The organism is Prolixibacteraceae bacterium, from assembly GCA_019720755.1.
Classification (GTDB): Bacteria; Bacteroidota; Bacteroidia; order Bacteroidales; family Prolixibacteraceae; genus Halosquirtibacter; species Halosquirtibacter laminarini.
Map to the genome: position 1 here is coordinate 3185225 of CP081303.1, position 19776 is coordinate 3205000.

The 19776-nt window shown below is 36.8% G+C and carries 9 protein-coding genes, 2 tRNA genes and 2 rRNA genes (1 of these 13 running past the window's edge); 11 read left to right on the plus strand and 2 right to left on the minus strand.

Annotation, left to right across the window (positions count from 1 at the left end):
* Positions 1–11 precede the first annotated feature (11 nt).
* The 4 genes from K4L44_12560 to pbpC all read left to right on the plus strand — a co-directional run bounded on the left by K4L44_12560 (position 12) and on the right by pbpC (position 9781).
* Positions 12–869, plus strand: a complete 858-nt coding sequence (locus tag K4L44_12560) for a sirohydrochlorin cobaltochelatase (protein ID QZE13412.1) — start codon at positions 12–14, stop codon at positions 867–869.
* Between the two features lie 62 nt (positions 870–931).
* Positions 932–1843 carry a sirohydrochlorin cobaltochelatase gene (locus K4L44_12565; GenBank protein QZE13413.1) on the plus strand — a complete coding sequence of 304 codons (912 nt, stop codon included), beginning with the start codon at positions 932–934 and terminating at the stop codon, positions 1841–1843.
* Between the two features lie 172 nt (positions 1844–2015).
* Positions 2016–7457 (plus strand): Ig-like domain-containing protein, encoded by a 5442-nt coding sequence (locus K4L44_12570; GenBank protein ID QZE13414.1) that lies wholly within the window; start codon positions 2016–2018, stop codon positions 7455–7457.
* An 11-nt stretch (positions 7458–7468) separates the two neighbouring features.
* Positions 7469–9781, plus strand: coding sequence for a penicillin-binding protein 1C (pbpC, locus tag K4L44_12575; GenBank protein QZE13415.1), 2313 nt, complete (start codon positions 7469–7471; stop codon positions 9779–9781).
* A gap of 296 nt (positions 9782–10077) precedes the next feature.
* Here pbpC and K4L44_12580 read toward each other — a convergent pair whose 3' ends face one another.
* The gene (locus tag K4L44_12580) at positions 10078–11199 is read right to left on the minus strand and encodes a hypothetical protein (protein QZE13416.1); all 1122 of its coding nucleotides are present in this window, start codon (positions 11197–11199) and stop codon (positions 10078–10080) included.
* Positions 11200–11266: 67 nt separating this feature from the next.
* Here K4L44_12580 and K4L44_12585 point away from each other — a divergent pair, with 67 nt between their 5' ends.
* The 3 genes from K4L44_12585 (at position 11267) to K4L44_12595 (ending at position 15510) form a co-directional block, all read left to right on the plus strand.
* Positions 11267–12166 (plus strand): RluA family pseudouridine synthase, encoded by a 900-nt coding sequence (locus K4L44_12585; GenBank protein QZE13417.1) that lies wholly within the window; start codon positions 11267–11269, stop codon positions 12164–12166.
* A 222-nt stretch (positions 12167–12388) separates the two neighbouring features.
* The gene (locus K4L44_12590) at positions 12389–14164 is read left to right on the plus strand and encodes a chloride channel protein (protein QZE13418.1); all 1776 of its coding nucleotides are present in this window, start codon (positions 12389–12391) and stop codon (positions 14162–14164) included.
* A gap of 65 nt (positions 14165–14229) precedes the next feature.
* The gene (locus K4L44_12595) at positions 14230–15510 is read left to right on the plus strand and encodes a serine hydroxymethyltransferase (protein ID QZE13419.1); all 1281 of its coding nucleotides are present in this window, start codon (positions 14230–14232) and stop codon (positions 15508–15510) included.
* Between the two features lie 237 nt (positions 15511–15747).
* On the opposite strand, the gene K4L44_12600 is transcribed toward K4L44_12595, so the two are convergent.
* Complete coding sequence (locus tag K4L44_12600; protein ID QZE13420.1) at positions 15748–16341, minus strand: hypothetical protein; 594 nt, start codon at positions 16339–16341, stop codon at positions 15748–15750.
* 731 nt (positions 16342–17072) lie between these two features.
* On the opposite strand from K4L44_12600, the gene K4L44_12605 reads away from it, so the two are divergent.
* The 4 genes from K4L44_12605 to K4L44_12620 form a co-directional block, all read left to right on the plus strand.
* Positions 17073–18596 (plus strand): 16S ribosomal RNA (locus K4L44_12605).
* A gap of 142 nt (positions 18597–18738) precedes the next feature.
* A tRNA-Ile gene (locus K4L44_12610) sits at positions 18739–18812 on the plus strand.
* A gap of 24 nt (positions 18813–18836) precedes the next feature.
* Positions 18837–18910, plus strand: a tRNA-Ala gene (locus K4L44_12615).
* Positions 18911–19025: 115 nt separating this feature from the next.
* Positions 19026–19776: ribosomal RNA gene (locus tag K4L44_12620) — 23S ribosomal RNA — on the plus strand; it runs 2129 nt beyond the window's last position.
* The 16S and 23S rRNA genes sit together here with 2 tRNA genes alongside, the layout of an rRNA operon.

Sequence of the window (19776 nt, forward strand, 5' to 3'; positions counted from 1 at the left end):
ACTAAACTGTAATGAAAAGATGTTTTGTGTTGATGATGATTCTATGGATCGTATCATCATGTGGAGTAAAGGATCGTGTTGGTGAGAAAGAGCATGAAGCAATATTGCTTGTTACTTTTGGTTCTTCGTATGAAGCACCAGCAAAGACATTCCAGAATATTGAGGATGAGTTTAAAAAAGCCTACCCTAACAAAGAGGTAACATGGGCATTTACGTCAAAATTTATTCGAAAGAAACTTCATAAAAGAGGGATAGGTAAATTTAAAGCGGTCTATTCTCCAGAGGATGCTTTGATTGCTCTAAAGAAGGACGGTTTCTCTCATATTGCGGTTCAATCTCTTCATGTCATCCCTGGATCAGAATATCATGACCTAAAGAAGAAAGTGTCAGACTTTAAGAAAGAGAATCCAAAGATGATCTTAACACTAGGAACTCCTTTAATGGATACACAACAAGATTTAATAAAACTAGCAGATCTCTTGATCCAAAAGTTTGATGACAAGAATAGAACTGTTGTCTTGATGGGGCATGGATCTGAACATCCAGCAAATAATAGATATACTCAATTTACTGAAGTACTAAGGGCTAAAAAAGCAAATTTTATTGTGGGAACAGTGGAGGCTACTCCTTCCATTGTTCAAGTGAAGGAGGAGTTGAAAAATACGTCTCATAAAAATATTCTTTTAATGCCTTTAATGAGTGTCGCAGGAGATCATGCAACAAACGATATGGCAGGAGATGAGCCAGATAGTTGGAAGACTATTTTAACAGGAGATGGATATCAAGTAAACTGCTTACTTCAGGGCCTATGTGACTATGATGAAGTGGTTGATATTTATATACAGCATTTAAAAAAATCAATGAGGTGATATTGAGTCAAATACATTACATCACCTATTTAAATTTCACTAATTCTTAATCTTTTTTTCTTATGAAAAATTTCTTTAAAAATGCATTGCTTTTAGCATTGCTTACTGGACTATTTGCGTCATGTTCAAAGGATGATGATATGGTTCCAACGAAAAAAACAAACGATAAAACCGCAATTTTATTGGTTACTTTTGGTTCTTCTTACACTGGTCCAGAGAAGTCCTTTGCGAATATTGAAGAAGAAGTGAAGAAAGCATATCCTAACGATGATATCTCATGGGCTTTTACTTCTCATATCATTCGAAATAAGTTAATTAAGAACGGGGTAGGTCCTTTTAAAGATATTGACTCTCCTGAAGAGGCAATGAAAAAATTGAAAGAGTCTGGATATAAGAAGATTGTTGTACAATCTTTACATGTTATTCCAGGTTCAGAGTTCAATGATCTTAAGAAAAAGGTTGAAGAGTTTAGATCTAATAATCCTACAATTAAAATGCCACTAGGTACACCTCTTATGAACACAGATGATGACATGAAGCAATTGTGTGATATAATGGTTAAAAAATTTGCCAAAGAGGATCAAACAGTCGTTATGATGGGGCATGGTACTAAACATGAGGCAAATGATCGTTATACTCGTGTTGGGAAGTTCTTTAAAGATAAAGATAAGAACTTTATCGTTGGAACAGTAGAGGCTACACCTGGCATTACGGAAGTGATTGCTGATGCAAAACAATTGGTGTCTAAAAATATTCTTTTGATGCCATTGATGAGTGTTGCTGGGGATCATGCAACCAATGATATGGCTGCTGATTTTGATCCTAAAAAAGATAAAGTGGAGGATAAGAGTTGGAAAGTGCTTCTTCAAGAGGAGGGGTATAAGGTGACTCCATTGATGAAAGGTCTTGCTGACTATGACGAAGTGGTAAGCCTTTGGTTAGAGCATCTTGCTACTGCTAAGAAAGAACTATAAGGTTTTTTCGACTTCAATAATTATTAAAAGGGTAACTCAGCTTCGGTTGATTTACCCTTTTTGGGGATTTACTTGTCTCTGAAATTATATTTGCACGTTAAGTAAAACCATATATATTATGATTACATTTGTTCTATTCTATGAAAGTATAAACGTTTCCAATTAATATTCCATGAGACATTCCTTCTGTTCATATTTACTCTTATTGGTAGCTCTCTTTTTGCTATACAGTTGTGGTAATTCTGAGAAAGAGTCGAATAAACAAGAGTCTATATCCAATCTTATCTCTTTTGTTTCGACTAATAATGTTAGTACGCAAGGTCCAATCGTTATTGAGTTTTCAGAAATTGTAAAAGATGCATCTATTGATTTGGATAAGGTAATTGACCTATCTCCAAACTTTAATTATAAATCACAATGGATTGCAAACCAGAAGTTAGTTTTAACTCCCACAGAAAAACTTAAACCGAGTACAGCATATGATGTCACTCTTGATTTAAAGAGGCTTTACCCAAATGCAAGTGAAGTGAAGCCTTATAAATTTAAATTTGTGACTTTAGTAACCTCTTTTAAAGTGGATGTTCAGAGTCTTGAATGCGATCCAAATAATCCCTCAAAAATGATTTGTAAGGGAGTATTTGTCTTTAATGATGCTATTAAAAAAAGGGATGTTGAGGACTTTTTGTCTATTGAAAAAAAGGGAGACTTTGATATTAAATGGAATCATAATGGACAGAAGCACTACTTTGAAATAAGCAATATAATTCGAAAATCTAAGGAATATAACTTCACTCTTAACTGGAACGGTAATTCAAAAGACATTGATATAGAGGGGAGCAAAACATTAGTGGTTCCTATCAAGGGAGACTTTAAGTTTCAGTCAATGGACATATCGACAGGTGGGTCTCCTGTTATTACCTTAACTTTTTCAGATGTATTAGCTCCTGAACAGAATCTAAAAGGATTGATCTACCTGAAAGGTTGTAAGTTAGGGACCTCTATTGTGGGAAATAAACTAGTGGTCTATCCTGATAAGTTGTTGGCTGGAGAGCAGTATCTTAAAGTGAATAGTGCTATTAAAAGTCTTTCAGGAAAGAGAATGGTTAAATCATTAACCATTGCAGTTAACTTTACTCCATCCAAGCCGAAGGTCCAATTTGTGCGTAAAGGAAATATTATCCCTAATGCTTCTGGATTTAAGATTCCATTCAGGGCAATAAACTTAGATGCGGTGTATGTTCGTATTGTGCGTGTATTTCAAAAAAATATTCCTTTTTTCCTTCAATCTACATCACTCAATTCTTCGACAAGCAGTGTGAGGCGTTTTGGAAGGATCGTTTATGAGGGAAAGATGACATTAGATGGAGTAGAGGTAAATAAGTATAAAACATTTGCTTTAAATATTCCTGATATCATTGAGGTGAAACCCAATGAAATTTATCAAGTGAATATCGGCATTCGTCCTAACTATTCAATTTATCCTTGTAAAAACCTTCAGGAGTTGCGTGATATGAAACTGGAAGAGGTTCAAGATAAGGACTTCTGGAATGGAGATAATTGGAGTGAATCAAATTACTATTCGAAAAATAATCTCTATAATTGGCGTAAGAGTGATGATCCTTCTCATCCTTCTTATTACTCTCCATCGAAGGCTATTTCAAGATATGTTATAAGTTCGAATATTGGCCTTATTGTCAAGAAAGAAGAGGATAACAACTATTATATTGCTGCAACGGATCTGCTCTCTTCTAAACCTAAAGAGGGGGTAGAGATAAAGATCTTAAATTTTCAAAATCAAGTTATCTCTACAGGGGAAACCGATACGAATGGATTCCTACGTGTAAAGACTCGAATGGAAGGATGTCTTGTACTTGCAAAGAAATTTAATGATTGGGGATTCTTAAAGATCAATTCTGATATGCAGGAGGTTAGTGATTTTAATGTTTCCGGTTATGATAACAAATCAGAGGTTTCTGCTTTTATTTATGGAGAACGTGATGTTTGGAGACCAGGAGACTCTATCTATGTATCTTCTGTGATACGAGATGAGAGTAAGAAATTAGAAGATAATTATCCTGTGATATTTGAATTGTATGATTCAAAAGGGGTGTTGAAAGATAAAAATGTTCAGACTAAAAAAGGAAGTATTATCTCTTATCGTACAGCAACGAATGTGGATGATCCAGTTGGAAACTGGTTATTGAAGATGAAAGTAGCTGGTAATACTTACTCTAAAGTTCTACGTATTGAGACAATTCGCCCTAATCGGATGAAAATTTTATGGGAGAATGAACCTAAGTATATTGAATCTAAAAGGCCTCAAATAAACTTTGATGTTAAATGGCTTCATGGTGCACCTGCAAAAGGGCATAAAATGATCGTAAATACTCGTATACGTAGAAAAAGCATTAATTTGAAAGGATTTCATGGCTATTGGTTTAGAAATGAAGCTGCATCAAATCGTTCTTCTTATTTCAAGTCATGGGAAGGGAAAACTGATGAGTCTGGAAAGGCCAAAGTGTTGCTTGATCTAGATCTTAAAAATGTAAAAGAACCTTTGGTTGCAATGGATTTAGAGAGCCGTGTCTTTGAGGATGGAGGCGCTGCTACTACAACTACTATGTCCAAAGATTTCTATCCTTTTAAGAAATTCTGTGGTGTAAAGCTTTCAGGTGTTCAAAGTTATGGTTCTTATTACGATACAGAAAAGGATATTCGTTGTGATCTAGTTGTACTAAACACTCAGTTAAAATATTCCAAAGGGACGGTTCGTTATTACCTTTATAAGGTAGATTATTCTTGGTGGTGGAATGCAGAATCTAGCTCCTCATTAGCAAAATATGTAGACGACCAAAAATATACTCCTTTTAAGCGGGGAGTGATTAATGTAGCTCAAGGAAAAGGATCCTTTTCATTTAGAATGAAGAATAATGAGTGGGGAAGGTATCTTTTAGTGGCAAAACTTTCTAATGGCAATACGGTTTCAAAGTTATTCTTCTGTGACTGGCCAGGAGGAGAGAAAAGTGATAATAGTGGACAGACCCTTCTATCGCTTAACGTGAAAAAAGATCGTTTAGTGAAAGGAGAAGATATCTCTTTAATGTTTCCTAGTGAAAATGGGGGCCATGCCTTGATATCAATTGAAAGGGGAGGGCGTGTGATTAAGCAATCATGGGTGCAAACCACAGAGAAGAATACTATTGTGACAATCCCTACTGGGGAAACGATGACACCAAATATCTATCTCTATGTAACATATATACAACCCTATCAGAACGTAAAGAATGATCGCCCTATTCGACTTTATGGTATCAAGAAAATTCATATTGAAGATCCAAACTCTAAGTTATCTCCAGAGATTGAATGCAATGATGAAGTTCGCGCAAAAAAGGATATTCATATAAAAGTGTCGGAAGCGAACAAAAAAGAAATTGATTATACTATTGCTGTAGTTGATGAAGGGCTGTTAGGTATTACGAACTATAGAACTCCATCTCCTTGGAACTACTTCAATCAAGATTTGGCTCTCCGTGTCAGTACTTGGGACCTCTATGATGATATCCTTGGTATGTATGCTGGTAAAATGGGCCGTTTAATTCCTGTTGGAGGAGACGGTATGCTTAAAGATCCATCGAAGAATAAAGCCAAACGTTTTAAACCTGTGGTACTTTTTGCTGGACCATTCCATCTAGATAAAGGAGAAAAGGCAGAACATCACTTTAAAATTCCTGCTTATACAGGGGAAGTGCGTGTGATGGTTATTGCTGCGAATGATGATAGTTATGGTTCTTCGCAAAAGCAGGTTAAGGTAGTCGACCCTTTAATGATACTTGCCGATGCACCACGTACCTTAGATCTGAACGAAAAATTCTTGCTTCCAATTACTCTCTTTACAAATAAAAAGATGACAGGAAAAATCTCTGTACACGTTGAGGTAAAGGGGGAATTAAAACTTGATGGTACAGATGATCTTCGTACTGAGATGGGAAATTTAAAAGAGAAAGATTTAGCGTTTAAGTTAAAAACAACGAATACTACTGGTAAAGGAGAGATTATCGTTACTGCAAAATGTGGTGATTATAATGCTCAATATAAGATCGAAATGGAGGTTGATAACTCAAATCCAATTCAATATGAAACGGTGTGGAAAAAGCTTAATCCTAAGCAGAAGATAAGCGATAATAAATCCATGTTAGATAACTGTGAAGGCGAACGTCTTGTTCTGAGTGCATCCACTATGATGGTTTGTAATATAGGAAAACGATTGGACCAATTGATTGTATATCCTCATGGATGTTTAGAACAGACAGTATCGAGTGTTTTTCCACAGCTTTTGTTACTTCAAAGCAGTCAACTCAATAAAGAAAATAAAGAGAAGATGATTATAAATGTGCAAAATGCACTTTCAAGACTTCTTCTATTTCAACATTCTGATGGATCATTTTCTTATTGGCCTGGTTCAAACTATAACTCTAAATGGGCCTCATGTTATGCCGGACACTTCTTGGTCATGGCTAAGAAAGCAGGATATTTTATTCCTGGTGATATGCTTAAAAGATGGACACGACACCAATTGTCTATGGCCAATCGTTGGAGAAGTGATGAGACTAAAGCAGTACAAGCCTATTGTTTATTTGTATTATCTCTTGCGGGAGAGGCTCCTTTGGGAGTGATGAATAGATTAAGAGAAGATCGTGAATTAAAAACACCAGACCGTTGGTTATTGGCTTCTGCATATGCTCAAATTGGTAGAATGAATACTGCTGAATCTCTATTTGATTTTCGTGATCTGTCTACTGTAACATATCCTCTTGGGGAGAAGAATGTCTCTTTTGGATCTCAACTTAGAGACAAATCATTATTACTTCTTTCATTAAATATGCTAGGGCGTGAAGATATTGCTTTCCCTCTTGCTGTTGAAATATCAAAAGAATTAAGTTCTGATCGATGGATGAGCACACAGACTACAAGTTTTGCTCTTCTTGCAGTACAAGATTTTATGAAGAGTAATACCAATCACGTTGAGACTTCTAGTTTATCTGTGAATATCGGTTCGAAAACAATGAAAACAGATATCTCTCCACAAACAGATATTATCTACCAAGGGACTTGGTCTAATAAAGAAAATATAGAGGTGGTGAATAGTGGCAATAGTCCTGTGTTTGCAGCTATAACAAAATCATTTAAACGTACGGATATCTCACAAAAGGCTTCATCGAATGGATTATCATTAAGGGTGGTACTAGTAGATGATAACGATAAAGTAGTTCAAGATACACTATTAGTACAGGGTAAAGATTACAAATTGAAGGTATATGTGAAGAATATCTCTAAATGGAATTTGAAAAATTTAGCGCTTAGAATTCCTATGCCTTCAGGTGCTGAGATTTTAAATAGATCTGATGTACTTCCAGAATCATGTACTTTCCAGCAGATCTTGGATGACGAAGTTCGTGAATATTTAAATATCAATAGAAATAAATCGGTATCGATCACAATTCCTTTTAACGCAAGTTTTAAAGGATATTATAAGTGGCCATCGATTTCAGTTGAAGCGATGTATAACCACCAATTTAATGCATCCACTGATGCTAAAATGGTGAGTATTAAATAAGAATTTATAAGATGAAACAGAACGTATTTAGAGGATATAAATATGGTATATGGTTTTGCTCAGCATTATTCATTCTTTCTATATTTTGGATGGTAATCCCTTCTGTTTCATTTAACAATCCTAGATCCACAGTATTGTTTTCTAAGAATGATTACCTTATTGGTGCTACATTAGCTAGTGATCAACAATGGCGTTTCCCTCCGGAGAAAAGTGTTGGGAATAAGTTTAAGAAAGCCTTAATAACTTATGAGGATGAAAATTTCTACAATCATTGGGGGATTGATATCAAAGCTGTTGCACGAGCTATTTACCTGAACATTAAAAGAGGACATATTGTTAGTGGTGCTAGCACTTTGTCTATGCAGATCTCTAGATTGGCATTGAATAACCAAGACAGAACATGGTGGGCTAAAATTAAAGAAGGCTTTGCTACACTCAAATTAGAAGTGCAATGTTCAAAAGAGGAGATCTTGTCTCTCTATGCCAATAATGCTCCTTTCGGAGGAAATATAGTAGGAATAGAAGCAGCATCATGGAGATATTTTAGTTGTGCATCCTCTAAGTTGACATGGGCAGAGTCGGCTACTTTGGCTGTACTTCCAAATGCACCTGCATTGATTTATCCTGGGCATAATAATAAGGTTTTAAGAAAGAAAAGAGATTTTCTTTTGAAGAAGCTCTATTTGAAAAAAGTCATTGATAAACAAACTTATGAGCTTTCAATACTAGAAAAACTTCCCCAACATGTGATGCCTTTTCCTAAAGATTTTATTCATGCTATGGAGTGGTTGAGGAGAATTGATCCTGGAAAATCAATCCATACAGCATTAGATCCACGATTACAAGATCAGATTTTGAGTCGTTTAGCGAACTATTCAATTAAATATAAGGCCAATCAGATTCATAATGTAGGAGTTTTGGTTTTATCTGTAAAAACAGGAAATGTAATTTCTTATATAGGGAATTCCGATTGGAAAGATCCAAATCAAGGGGCCGTGGATATGGTTCAGGCAGATCGAAGTACTGGAAGTCTACTAAAACCATTCCTTTATGCAGCCATGCAAGATGCGGGTTATATTACTCCTAATACAATTATCCCTGATTACCCTGTTTTTCTAAATGGATTTGCTCCGAAGAACTTTGATAGAAAGTTTCGTGGTGCAGTATCAGCATCTTTAGCTTTAAGTGAATCTTTGAATGTTCCATCTGTCTTTATGCTAAGACAATACTCTGCTGCGAGATTTCTTCATATTCTTCACAGTATGGGCTTGTCTTCTTTTGATAAAAGGGCTGATTACTATGGTCTTTCCTTAATTTTAGGAGGAGGAGAGTCTAGTCTTTGGCAAATGGTTGGTGCCTATGCTTCTATGTCAAGAGCACTCAGTTATGGAGAAAAAAATGCTATATTTGCTCCCTCGATCTCTTCCAATATCTCATATAAGAAGCATGACTCTCCTTTATCAAAAGCCGCTATTTGGAATACTTTTCAATCTCTTCAAACTGTAAATAGACCCATTAATGAGGTTGGTTGGAAATATTTAGATTCTTCTTCGCCTTTGGCTTGGAAAACGGGAACAAGCTATGGATTTAAAGATGCTTGGGCTATAGGGGTAAATCCTGAATATGCAATTGGAGTGTGGGTTGGTAACGCAGATGGTCAAGGACGTCCAGCCTGTACTGGTGTTACGATGGCTGCCCCAATTTTGTTTGATATCTTTCATTTTTTACCTAAGACACCTTGGTTTTCAAAACCAGATAGTGAACTATTTCCTCTTGCTGTTTGCCATGAGAGTGGTTATAGTGCTTCCAAATATTGTAATAATATAGATACATTACTTGTGGGGGAAGAGGTGCTGAAAACGGAGCCATGTCCTTATCATAAAGAAATAATGCTTGATAAAATGCAAAAATATAGAGTGAATAATACGAACTATCCCATTACTAAGATGGTAAAGAAGTGTTGGTTTATTCTTCCTCCTAAGATTGCCTACTATTACAAACAAAATCATCCTGAATATCACTCTTTGCCACCTCGATTCCCTTCGGGTAAATGGAATGAGCAGGCGACTGTTGGAATTTTGTATCCCTCTCAAGGACTTGTGGTAACTACTCCCAGAGATTTTATGGGTGTCGCAACGGAGGTTGTGTTCCAGGCTACAACTACTCTAGATGATACCCAACTTTATTGGTTTCTTGATGGTCAGAGTATAGGAACTACATCTATTGTGCATAAGATATCTTGTTCTCCTTCTGTTGGGACCCATAGATTGGTTGTCCAAGATAAAAATGGAAATGAAGATACGGTTGTTTTTAAAGTCGTTTGATCTCCTAAGATCATTCTAATATGTAAAAAAAACAAAGCCGGATACGCACTCTGCGTATTCGGCTTTTCCTGTTGTTGAGAAGTGCTTATTAACGTTTGTGCAAGCTCTTCTTGGGTATTTTGAATATCTTAATTATCTATTTTGGTGATAAGTAATTCCTCACAAATAATCTAATAGAGATGGGGAATAACCTTGTATATTAACATGCGGCTAATGTATGTTAATAATTCTGTTTTCCAAAATAATTTCAATTTATGTTCATTTTATTTCAATCAATGAGGTGCTTTCCACCGAAATTATTTTTTTGCGTTCATCAAAGCCTTACCAATAGTTTTGTCTATGTATAAATAATTTAAAATAATTTCTTTTTTATTCTCAATGTCACTTGATTCTAATACCGACTCTACGTGATTGAAACAAGACATATCTGTAAATCGTTGATTCAGAATAGATATTAATGATAGATTATGTTGATTGCAAAGTTCTATCAGTAGTTCCTTATCTATACCGTTATGAAAAAATAGATGTGCTAATAGAACTTCAATTACAAAATGTTTATTTTTGAAACTTTCTAGATATGCATATAAGTCATAGGTCTCACTCTCGATATTGTAACCGGGGATGTCATCGTAACCATCATCAAAATCATGATGATCCCACTTGAAATGCTCCCTTTCATCTTTTGCTTTCTGCCATTGATTCATTAGGCTAAGGGACTCCTCTTGTGTATTAATACCTATATTTTGAAACATGACTAATATGTCAATTGCTAGTATCCCTTCATTTGTGTTTTCTAATTTATGTTCTAAAAGAAGTTTTATCTCTTGTGGTATCTTCTTCTCCAGTCCGATATAGTAGTGATCCATAATAATAATCAGGGTGGTGATGTATCGGTCTTCTAATTCATTTATCAATGGAATAAAGAGAGGTTCTAGTCCTTCTGCAAGATATTCAATTTGAATATCCTGAATAATTTCAAATGCGAGAAGTGATAGAGGTACTTTTAATGTATCATCTTTTTTTACCTTAAGTATACGTATGGAGAATTTTAAAAGAATTTGGTGCAAACGATGAATCTTGGATATATATTTCTCATCTGGTTTGAGAACTGTGTCTGTATTATTCTCTGGTATATAGAAATGTAATAAGACTGGAATATGTTCAAGTAAATGAATTATTCTTAAAATATTGGGTGTGTCTTCTGATCTCTCTATATACCAAGAACCAAAATCGAGATGTAGCTCTAAATCTTGCAACGATTCTAATGCAAGATCTGTCCCTATTAAATAGAAGTATGAGTTTACATTGGAGATATACTGTGATATAGAACGATTCTTCTCTTGCCTATCTGTATCTAGTATGCGACGTTTTATATCGTTATACTGATGTGCAAATGGTGACCTTTTATTACCTATCATTTTATATTGATCATTTTATTCTCTCTTTATTTGCTACTTTTACCTCGTCATCTTAATCGTTGGATAAATGCAAAAAAAATTAGAATTAGTTTCATGTCATGTGATTCCTCAAATTGATGAGGGAATACGATTATATAACTATTTAATTGGAATTTTTGTTGAGCTACCGTCAGGCAAAAGTGTAAAAAAAGCTATAAAAAATGGGCATATTTTTGTAGATGGTGAAACTGCTTCTTCTGGACTATGGGTCAAAGAAGGGATGAATATAGCTTTGTATCACCCTGCTGAGGCTACACTCAAACCTTATAGTACGGATCTCGATATTGTTTATGAAGATAATTGGTTGGCTGTGGTGAACAAACCTGCTGGTTTAACGACTAGTGGAAATCGTTTTGATACACTTGAAAATGCTGTTCAGGGTAAACTCCAATATAGCAATGCCCCAGATGCATATGTAAACTTTAGAGCAGTCCATCGTCTTGATAAGGCTACTTCTGGATTAGTTATAATTGCTAAAACCAAGAAGTGTCGAATTATGCTAGGACAGATGTTAGAGTCAAAAGAGATTACCAAAAAGTATTATGCTATTATCATGGGGGACATTCAAGACAATGGTGTTTGTTGTAGCCCTATTAATAATACTAATGCCCGTACTCTATTCGAAAAGATTGATTCAGTTCCTTCTCTTAGATCTAAAAGACTCACCTTAGTTCAATTGTCGCCTATTACTGGTCGCACCCACCAGCTTAGGATACATATGGCTCAAAAGGGTACTCCTATACTAGGGGACACTCTTTATGGTACGCAAGGAAATATATTGAAGGGGAAAGGACTATTTCTTTGTGCATATTTTCTCTTTTTTAAACATCCATTTACACAGGAGTCTATGAATATGAAAATTGAACTCCCTCATAAGTATAAGAAGCGAATGGAAATAGAGAAAACACAGTATCACAAATATGTTTAGTTCTTAGTGAAAATGTCTGTTGTATATCTCTTTAATTTGAAACAAGTAAGAACTATATGATTCTAGTAGCAGAGTTTATACAAATCGTTTATATTCTTTATTATTTTGAATAAAATCATATTCTGATCTAAACGTAAAATTTATCATAAATTCCTAACACTAAGGAAAAAATATCTATGTATAGTGAAATTATACAAAGCGAAATAGTAATTTTGCGGTGTTATGGAAAAAATGAATGCAATATTAAAGAAGATTGAGAAATGGAGAATGGAACGCATCTCCGAAAGAAAATTTATTCTTCTTCTTAGTTTGGTAGTTGGAGCTTTAAGTGGACTTGCAGCTATCGTATTGAAAAATCTAATTCACTTTACAATTCATCATCTAACTGGTAATTTTAGTGTGGATGATGTGAGTTATCAATATTTGGCATATCCAATGATTGGGATATTGATAACAGTACTTCTAATACGTTATGTGATCAAAGAAGATCTGGGGCATGGTGTTTCAAAGATTCTTTATGCTTTTTCTAAAAAGAATAGTAAGATATCTAAACACAACATGTACTCTTCGATGCTTACTAGTACCATAACCATTGGTTTTGGTGGCTCTGTCGGTGCTGAGGCTCCTGTGGCACTTACTGGTGCTGCTATTGGCTCAAACCTAGCTCAAACATTTCGTTTAAATTATCGTGCAATTACCCTACTTGCTGGATGTGGTTCATCTGCTGCTATTGCTGGAATCTTTAATGCTCCTTTGGCAGGATTACTTTTTACGATAGAGGTACTAATGATTGACTTGACTATGTCATCATTGCTACCCCTATTGATCTCTGCCGTGACTGCAACAACTACTTCTTATTTTTTGATGGGGGATGGATACCACTTTAGATTCAGCTTAAATCAATCTTTTGATGTGAATAATCTTCATTGGGTCATTATCTTAGGAATCATATGTGGGTTAATTTCAGTCTACTTTACTCGTGTGATGAAATGGGTTGAGGGTTATTTTAAGAAACAGGATAGGTTCTTAAACAGAATCCTTATTGGTGGTGTTGGATTAGGAATATTGATTTTTCTATTCCCTTCGTTATGGGGTGAGGGGTATGTCTCTATCAATCAAATATTGAATGGAAATTATACGGATGTGTTAAATAATTCTGTTTTCTACTCTCTCAAGAATAATCAAACATTACTTATTATCGTTTTTATTGCCATATTGGCTTTTAAGGTGTTTGCTACAGCAATTACTACAGGTGCTGGTGGTGTTGGTGGTATCTTTGCACCAACGCTCTTTATGGGGTGTTTTGCTGGTTTTATATTTTCGTCGATAGTGAATCAAGGAAGCCCAGAGTTAGCTACTGAAAATTATGCCCTGTATGGAATGGCTGGAGTTATGTCTGGTGTAATGTTTGCTCCGATGACCGCGGTATTTCTTATCGCTGAAATAACTGGAGGGTATACGCTATTTGTTCCTTTATTGATCTCTTCGGCATGTGCTTATTTGACAATTTTGGCTTTCGAGAAACACTCTCTTTACCACTGCCATTTGGCAGAAAGAGGGGAGCTTTTAACACACAATAAAGATAAGACAGTTCTAACTTTAATGAAATTAAGAAAGGTGATCGAAACCGATCTTGTCACTATTGATGAAGAGGCTTGTCTTGGTGACTTGGTGAAGGTCATCTCTAAAAGTAAAAGAAATATTTTCCCTGTAATCGATAAGGATAATAATTTTAGAGGAGTCGTTCTTCTAGATAATATCCGTAGTATCATGTTCAATAAGGAGATGTATCATAAAACTTCTGTCACGGATTTGATGGTAATGCCACCAGAAATGGTGCACCCTGACGAAAGTATGGAAAAAGTTATGAAAAAATTTAAATCTTCGGGGGCGTGGAACTTACCGGTTGTGGAGAATCGAAAATATATTGGTTTTATCTCTAAAGCAACTATCTTTAGTGCTTATCGTAGTGTACTTGTACACTTCTCCGAAGAGTAAAACCTATTAGAATTACCAAAACCAAGAGTTCATTTTTATTTTTTAACCTTTTTGAATTTATTATCATGGTAATAGATAAGCAAGTGTTCGATCTTATCGAGCAAGAAAACCAAAGACAATTAGAAGGTATAGAGCTTATTGCTTCTGAAAACTTTGTTTCGGATCAGGTGATGTCTGCTGCAGGATCTTGTTTGACTAACAAGTATGCGGAGGGATATCCTGGTCATCGTTATTATGGCGGTTGTCAGGTAGTAGATCAAGTTGAACAGTTGGCAATTGATCGCCTATGTGAACTTTATGGTGCTACGTATGCTAATGTGCAACCTCACTCTGGTGCCCAAGCTAATATGGCGGTTCTATTGACATGTTTAAAGCCAGGGGATAAATTTATGGGACTTGATTTGGCCCATGGTGGACACCTTTCTCATGGATCTCCCGTTAATAGCTCTGGGATGCTATACAATCCTGTTGCTTATACAGTTGAGGAGTCTACTGGAATGATCGACTATGATAAGATGGAAGCAATTGCTTTGACAGAGAAACCAAAACTAATTATTGGTGGTGCTTCTGCATATTCTAGAGAGTGGGATTATGCTCGTATGAGAGAAATTGCAGATAAGGTGGGAGCTATCTTTATGGTGGATATGGCTCATACTGCTGGTTTAATTGCTGCTGGAGTTCTTTCTAACCCTGTTCCTTATGCTCATATCGTTACCTCTACAACACATAAAACACTTCGAGGCCCTCGTGGTGGTATTATTCTACTGGGAGAGGACTTTGTTAATCCTTGGGGGGTTAAAACGCCTAAAGGAGTAGAAAAGATGATGTCTGCAATGTTAAATACTTCTGTTTTTCCTGGTGTACAAGGTGGACCTCTTGAGCATATTATTGCGGCCAAAGCAGTGGCATTTGGTGAGGCTCTTAAACCTGAGTACAAAGAGTACCAAGAGCAGGTGAAGAAAAATGCGAATGTAATGGCTGAAGCTTTTGTTCGTAAAGGGTATAAGGTGATCTCTGATGGTACTGATAACCACTTGATGCTTATTGACCTTCGTACAAAGTTCCCTGAAATCACTGGAAAGAAGGTGGAAAACATATTAGTTAAGGCGGATATAACAATCAATAAAAATATGGTGCCTTTTGATTCAAGGTCACCATTCTCTACTTCTGGACTGCGTGTAGGAACTCCTGCAATCACAACCCGAGGATTAAAAGAAGAACATATGGCACCAATTGTTGACCTTATTGATGAAGTGATTTCTAATATCGACAATGATGAAGTAATTGCTTCAGTGAAAGAACGTGTTAATAAAATGATGTCTTCTTTCCCTAAGTTTGCTTGGTAGTTACAATTGTTACCATAATAGAGTATTATAGATAAATAAAATCCCTATTAAACGCCAATTGTTGACGTTTAAATAGGGATTTTTTATGTTCTTTTAATATGTTTGTGTGACTTCTCAGAAATACTTTAAAATTGTCGACATTTTAGAGCTCTTGTAATGAATTCTGTAATTTGAATCCTTCAATAGAAATTTGTTTTGATAACAAGGTTTTAATATATGTCGTAATACTATATGTATTTATAATCCAATACCAAGTCCAACAGCGAGATAGGCCATGTCATTTTTAATGTCCTCATGAAATTCTGCTATGGAATATCGATACCCAACTTCTAAGGTGAGGTATGTTCTTTTTATTGTTTCCGCATTGCCACTATTATCAAAAATACAGAAATTAAAGTTCGCTGCTGGCGTCAAATTTAAGTTTCTGCTAAATTTGTATTTATCCCCTTTAAATTCTAGATTCATTCCAGAATAGCCCAGTTTTCCTAATAGAATAAACCTGTGTTTTCTTAAAGGAATTATCCAACCTGCTCCTATATCTATTCCGTAGAATCTTTTTGTGGCATTATCCTCAGAAAACCGATTCCCATCATCTGTGATTATATCTAAACTTTGATGATCGAGTGTTATATCAATATCATACTTTGTATAAGTAGCACTTCCCTCGATATATAAACGTCCATTTGTTACACTTGTTTGACAAATTACTCCATTTTTGAAGACTAATCCGCTGATTGTTGATTCAGGTATTAGTAATGAAATACCAAGATTATAACTTGTACTTGTCTTCTGGAGATTAATTTCTGTGTCTGACGGATTGTCTTCTTTCATTATCTTGTTTTGTCCTTTTGTTATTGTATGTACGGTTATAAACAATAATAAAAGAAAAATTGTTAGATAGCATTTTGTCATAGTTTTGTATTTAAGTAATGTTTTTAATAATGAAACTACATAGATTTATTCTGATACATACTGTTTATTATCAGAGTGTAGAGAGTTTTTTTTGTTTTTTTTACAAAAAAAACATTGTTTTTTATTTGGAATTATGGATTAAAAAGATGTTTCTTTGCATCGCTTTTAACAACAAAAGCACTTCGTTCTAAGACAACATTGAGAGATTCTGAATATTATCCCTTCCGCTGTGTGACTCCATTGATTCTAGCGAGATGAGAAAGAGAGGACATAAGAAGCTGATAGAAGAGCAGAAGATTGACAAGGTTTTAGATTTTGAAATAATTGAGAGTGTGATTTTAAGTGAAAAAAATAAATCAATTTTTATTTGGATCTTAAAAATGTAAAGTGTTATCTTTGCACTCACGTTCTAAAAAAGCGAACATTGTTTTTTAGTTTTTCGGAGACGAAAAATAAATGAAAAAACATTTGGAGTTTAAAGATAAAATGATTTATCTTTGCAACCGCAAAAACATCGGAGCAACGGCGACGATGGATGAATAAGAGATAAGTTCTTTGAAGATATTTTTTTGATAATGACAAGTACAAAAAGCAACCGTCAATCAATAGATTTTTGAGTTTTTGTTGAGCTAAATTAATTAACTTTTTATACAACGAAGAGTTTGATCCTGGCTCAGGATGAACGCTAGCGGGAGGCCTAACACATGCAAGTCGAGGGGTAACGGAGGTAGCTTGCTACCAGACGACGACCGGCGCACGGGTGAGTAACGCGTATGTAATCTGCCTTGTACAGAGGGATAGCCCAGAGAAATTTGGATTAATACCTCATAGTATTATTGAGTCGCCTGGCTCGATAATTAAAGCTCCGGCGGTACAAGATGAACATGCGTGACATTAGCTAGTTGGTAAGGTAACGGCTTACCAAGGCAACGATGTCTAGGGGTTCTGAGAGGATGATCCCCCACACTGGTACTGAGACACGGACCAGACTCCTACGGGAGGCAGCAGTGAGGAATATTGGTCAATGGACGCAAGTCTGAACCAGCCATCCCGCGTGAAGGATGACTGCCCTATGGGTTGTAAACTTCTTTTATATGCAAATAAACCTACTTTCGTGAAAGTAGCTGAAGGTAGCATATGAATAAACACCGGCTAACTCCGTGCCAGCAGCCGCGGTAATACGGAGGGTGTAAGCGTTATCCGGATTTATTGGGTTTAAAGGGTACGTAGGCGGTAATATAAGTCAGTGGTGAAATCCTGCAGCTCAACTGTAGAACTGCCATTGAAACTGTATTACTTGAGTATACTTGAGGTAGGCGGAATGAGTAGTGTAGCGGTGAAATGCTTAGATATTACTCAGAACACCGATTGCGAAGGCAGCTTACTAAGGTATAACTGACGCTGATGTACGAAAGCGTGGGGAGCGAACAGGATTAGATACCCTGGTAGTCCACGCCGTAAACGATGATTACTCGCTGTTGGCGATACACAGTCAGTGGCTAAGCGAAAGTTTTAAGTAATCCACCTGGGGAGTACGATCGCAAGATTGAAACTCAAAGGAATTGACGGGGGCCCGCACAAGCGGAGGAACATGTGGTTTAATTCGATGATACGCGAGGAACCTTACCTGGGCTTAAATGTACGGCGACCGGTCTAGAGATAGACCTTTCTTCGGACGACGTACAAGGTGCTGCATGGTTGTCGTCAGCTCGTGCCGTGAGGTGTCGGGTTAAGTCCCATAACGAGCGCAACCCTTATCTTTAGTTGCTAACAGGTTAAGCTGAGGACTCTAGAGAGACTGCCACCGTAAGGTGAGAGGAAGGTGGGGATGACGTCAAATCAGCACGGCCCTTATGTCCAGGGCTACACACGTGTTACAATGGTCAGTACAAAGGGCAGCTACCTGGCGACAGGATGCTAATCTCTAAAACTGGTCTCAGTTCGGATCGGAGTCTGCAACTCGACTCCGTGAAGCTGGATTCGCTAGTAATCGCGCATCAGCCATGGCGCGGTGAATACGTTCCCGGGCCTTGTACACACCGCCCGTCAAACCATGGAAGCTGGGGGTGCCTGAAGTCTGTTACCGAGAGGAGCGGCCTAGGGTAAAACTAGTGACTGGGGTTAAGTCGTAACAAGGTAGCCGTACCGGAAGGTGTGGCTGGAACACCTCCTTTCTGGAGCCGACAAGAACGGTTTAAGAAAATCGACAGATTAGGTTGTTTTTTCTTGTCATATCAAAAAAACCTTATATACCCACATGACCAACGTGGTGATAGCGTAAGCTGAAAAACTAAGGTGGTTATGTTTTTATAGCATAGTCCCGTAGCTCAGCTGGTTAGAGCGCTACACTGATAATGTAGAGGTCCCCAGTTCAAGTCTGGGCGGGACTACATTTAAGATAACGCAGGTTATTGGGGGGATTAGCTCAGTTGGCTAGAGCGCCTGCCTTGCACGCAGGAGGTCATCGGTTCGACTCCGATATTCTCCACACATTTATACTGATTAACTAATTAGTGTATATAAGTTCTTTGACATTCTGGAAGAAGTAATCTGTAAAAAGAATACAACAGTAATATTTTAGATTAACGAAAAGGTTAATGTAATAGAAAGTAAGTAAGGGTGTATGGTGGATGCCTTGGCTCTTAGAGGCGATGAAAGACGTGATAAGCTGCGATAAGCTTTGGGGAGGTGCAAACAACCTATGATCCGAAGATTTCTGAATGGGGCAACCCAGCCAATTTATTGGTTATCTGATTATATCAGAGGCAAACCCGGAGAACTGAAACATCTAAGTACCCGGAGGAAGAGAAAACAAAAGTGATTCCGTTAGTAGTGGCGATCGAACGCGGATTAGCCCAAACCAATTACGTTTCGGCGTAATTGGGGTTGTAGGACTGCAATATGAGATTATGCGTGAAGTGGAAGTAACTGGAAAGTTACACCAAAGAGGGTGAAAGTCCTGTACACGTAAGCAAATATGATCTAGCAGTATCCTGAGTAGGGCGGGGCACGTGAAACCCTGTCTGAATCTGCCAGGACCATCTGGTAAGGCTAAATACTCCTAAGAGACCGATAGTGAACCAGTACCGTGAGGGAAAGGTGAAAAGTACCCCGAACAGGGGAGTGAAAAAGTACCTGAAACCATACACTTACAAGCGGTCGGAGCATATTTATATGTGACGGCGTGCCTTTTGCATAATGAGCCTACGAGTTACTCCTCACTGGCAAGGTTAATAGTTTAAGGCTAGGAGCCGAAGCGAAAGCGAGTCTGAATAGGGCGCTAAAGTCAGTGGGGGTAGACGCGAAACCGTGTGATCTACCCATGGGCAGGTTGAAGTCTTGGTAACACAAGAT

Coding starts and splice junctions, on each gene's coding strand:
- K4L44_12560 (QZE13412.1), top strand. CDS start 12: ATGAAAAGATGTTTTGTGTTGATGATGATTCTATGGATCGTATCATCA.
- K4L44_12565 (QZE13413.1), top strand. CDS start 932: ATGAAAAATTTCTTTAAAAATGCATTGCTTTTAGCATTGCTTACTGGA.
- K4L44_12570 (QZE13414.1), top strand. CDS start 2,016: ATGAGACATTCCTTCTGTTCATATTTACTCTTATTGGTAGCTCTCTTT.
- pbpC (QZE13415.1), top strand. CDS start 7,469: ATGAAACAGAACGTATTTAGAGGATATAAATATGGTATATGGTTTTGC.
- K4L44_12580 (QZE13416.1), bottom strand. CDS start 11,199: ATGATAGGTAATAAAAGGTCACCATTTGCACATCAGTATAACGATATA.
- K4L44_12585 (QZE13417.1), top strand. CDS start 11,267: ATGCAAAAAAAATTAGAATTAGTTTCATGTCATGTGATTCCTCAAATT.
- K4L44_12590 (QZE13418.1), top strand. CDS start 12,389: ATGGAAAAAATGAATGCAATATTAAAGAAGATTGAGAAATGGAGAATG.
- K4L44_12595 (QZE13419.1), top strand. CDS start 14,230: ATGGTAATAGATAAGCAAGTGTTCGATCTTATCGAGCAAGAAAACCAA.
- K4L44_12600 (QZE13420.1), bottom strand. CDS start 16,341: ATGAAAGAAGACAATCCGTCAGACACAGAAATTAATCTCCAGAAGACA.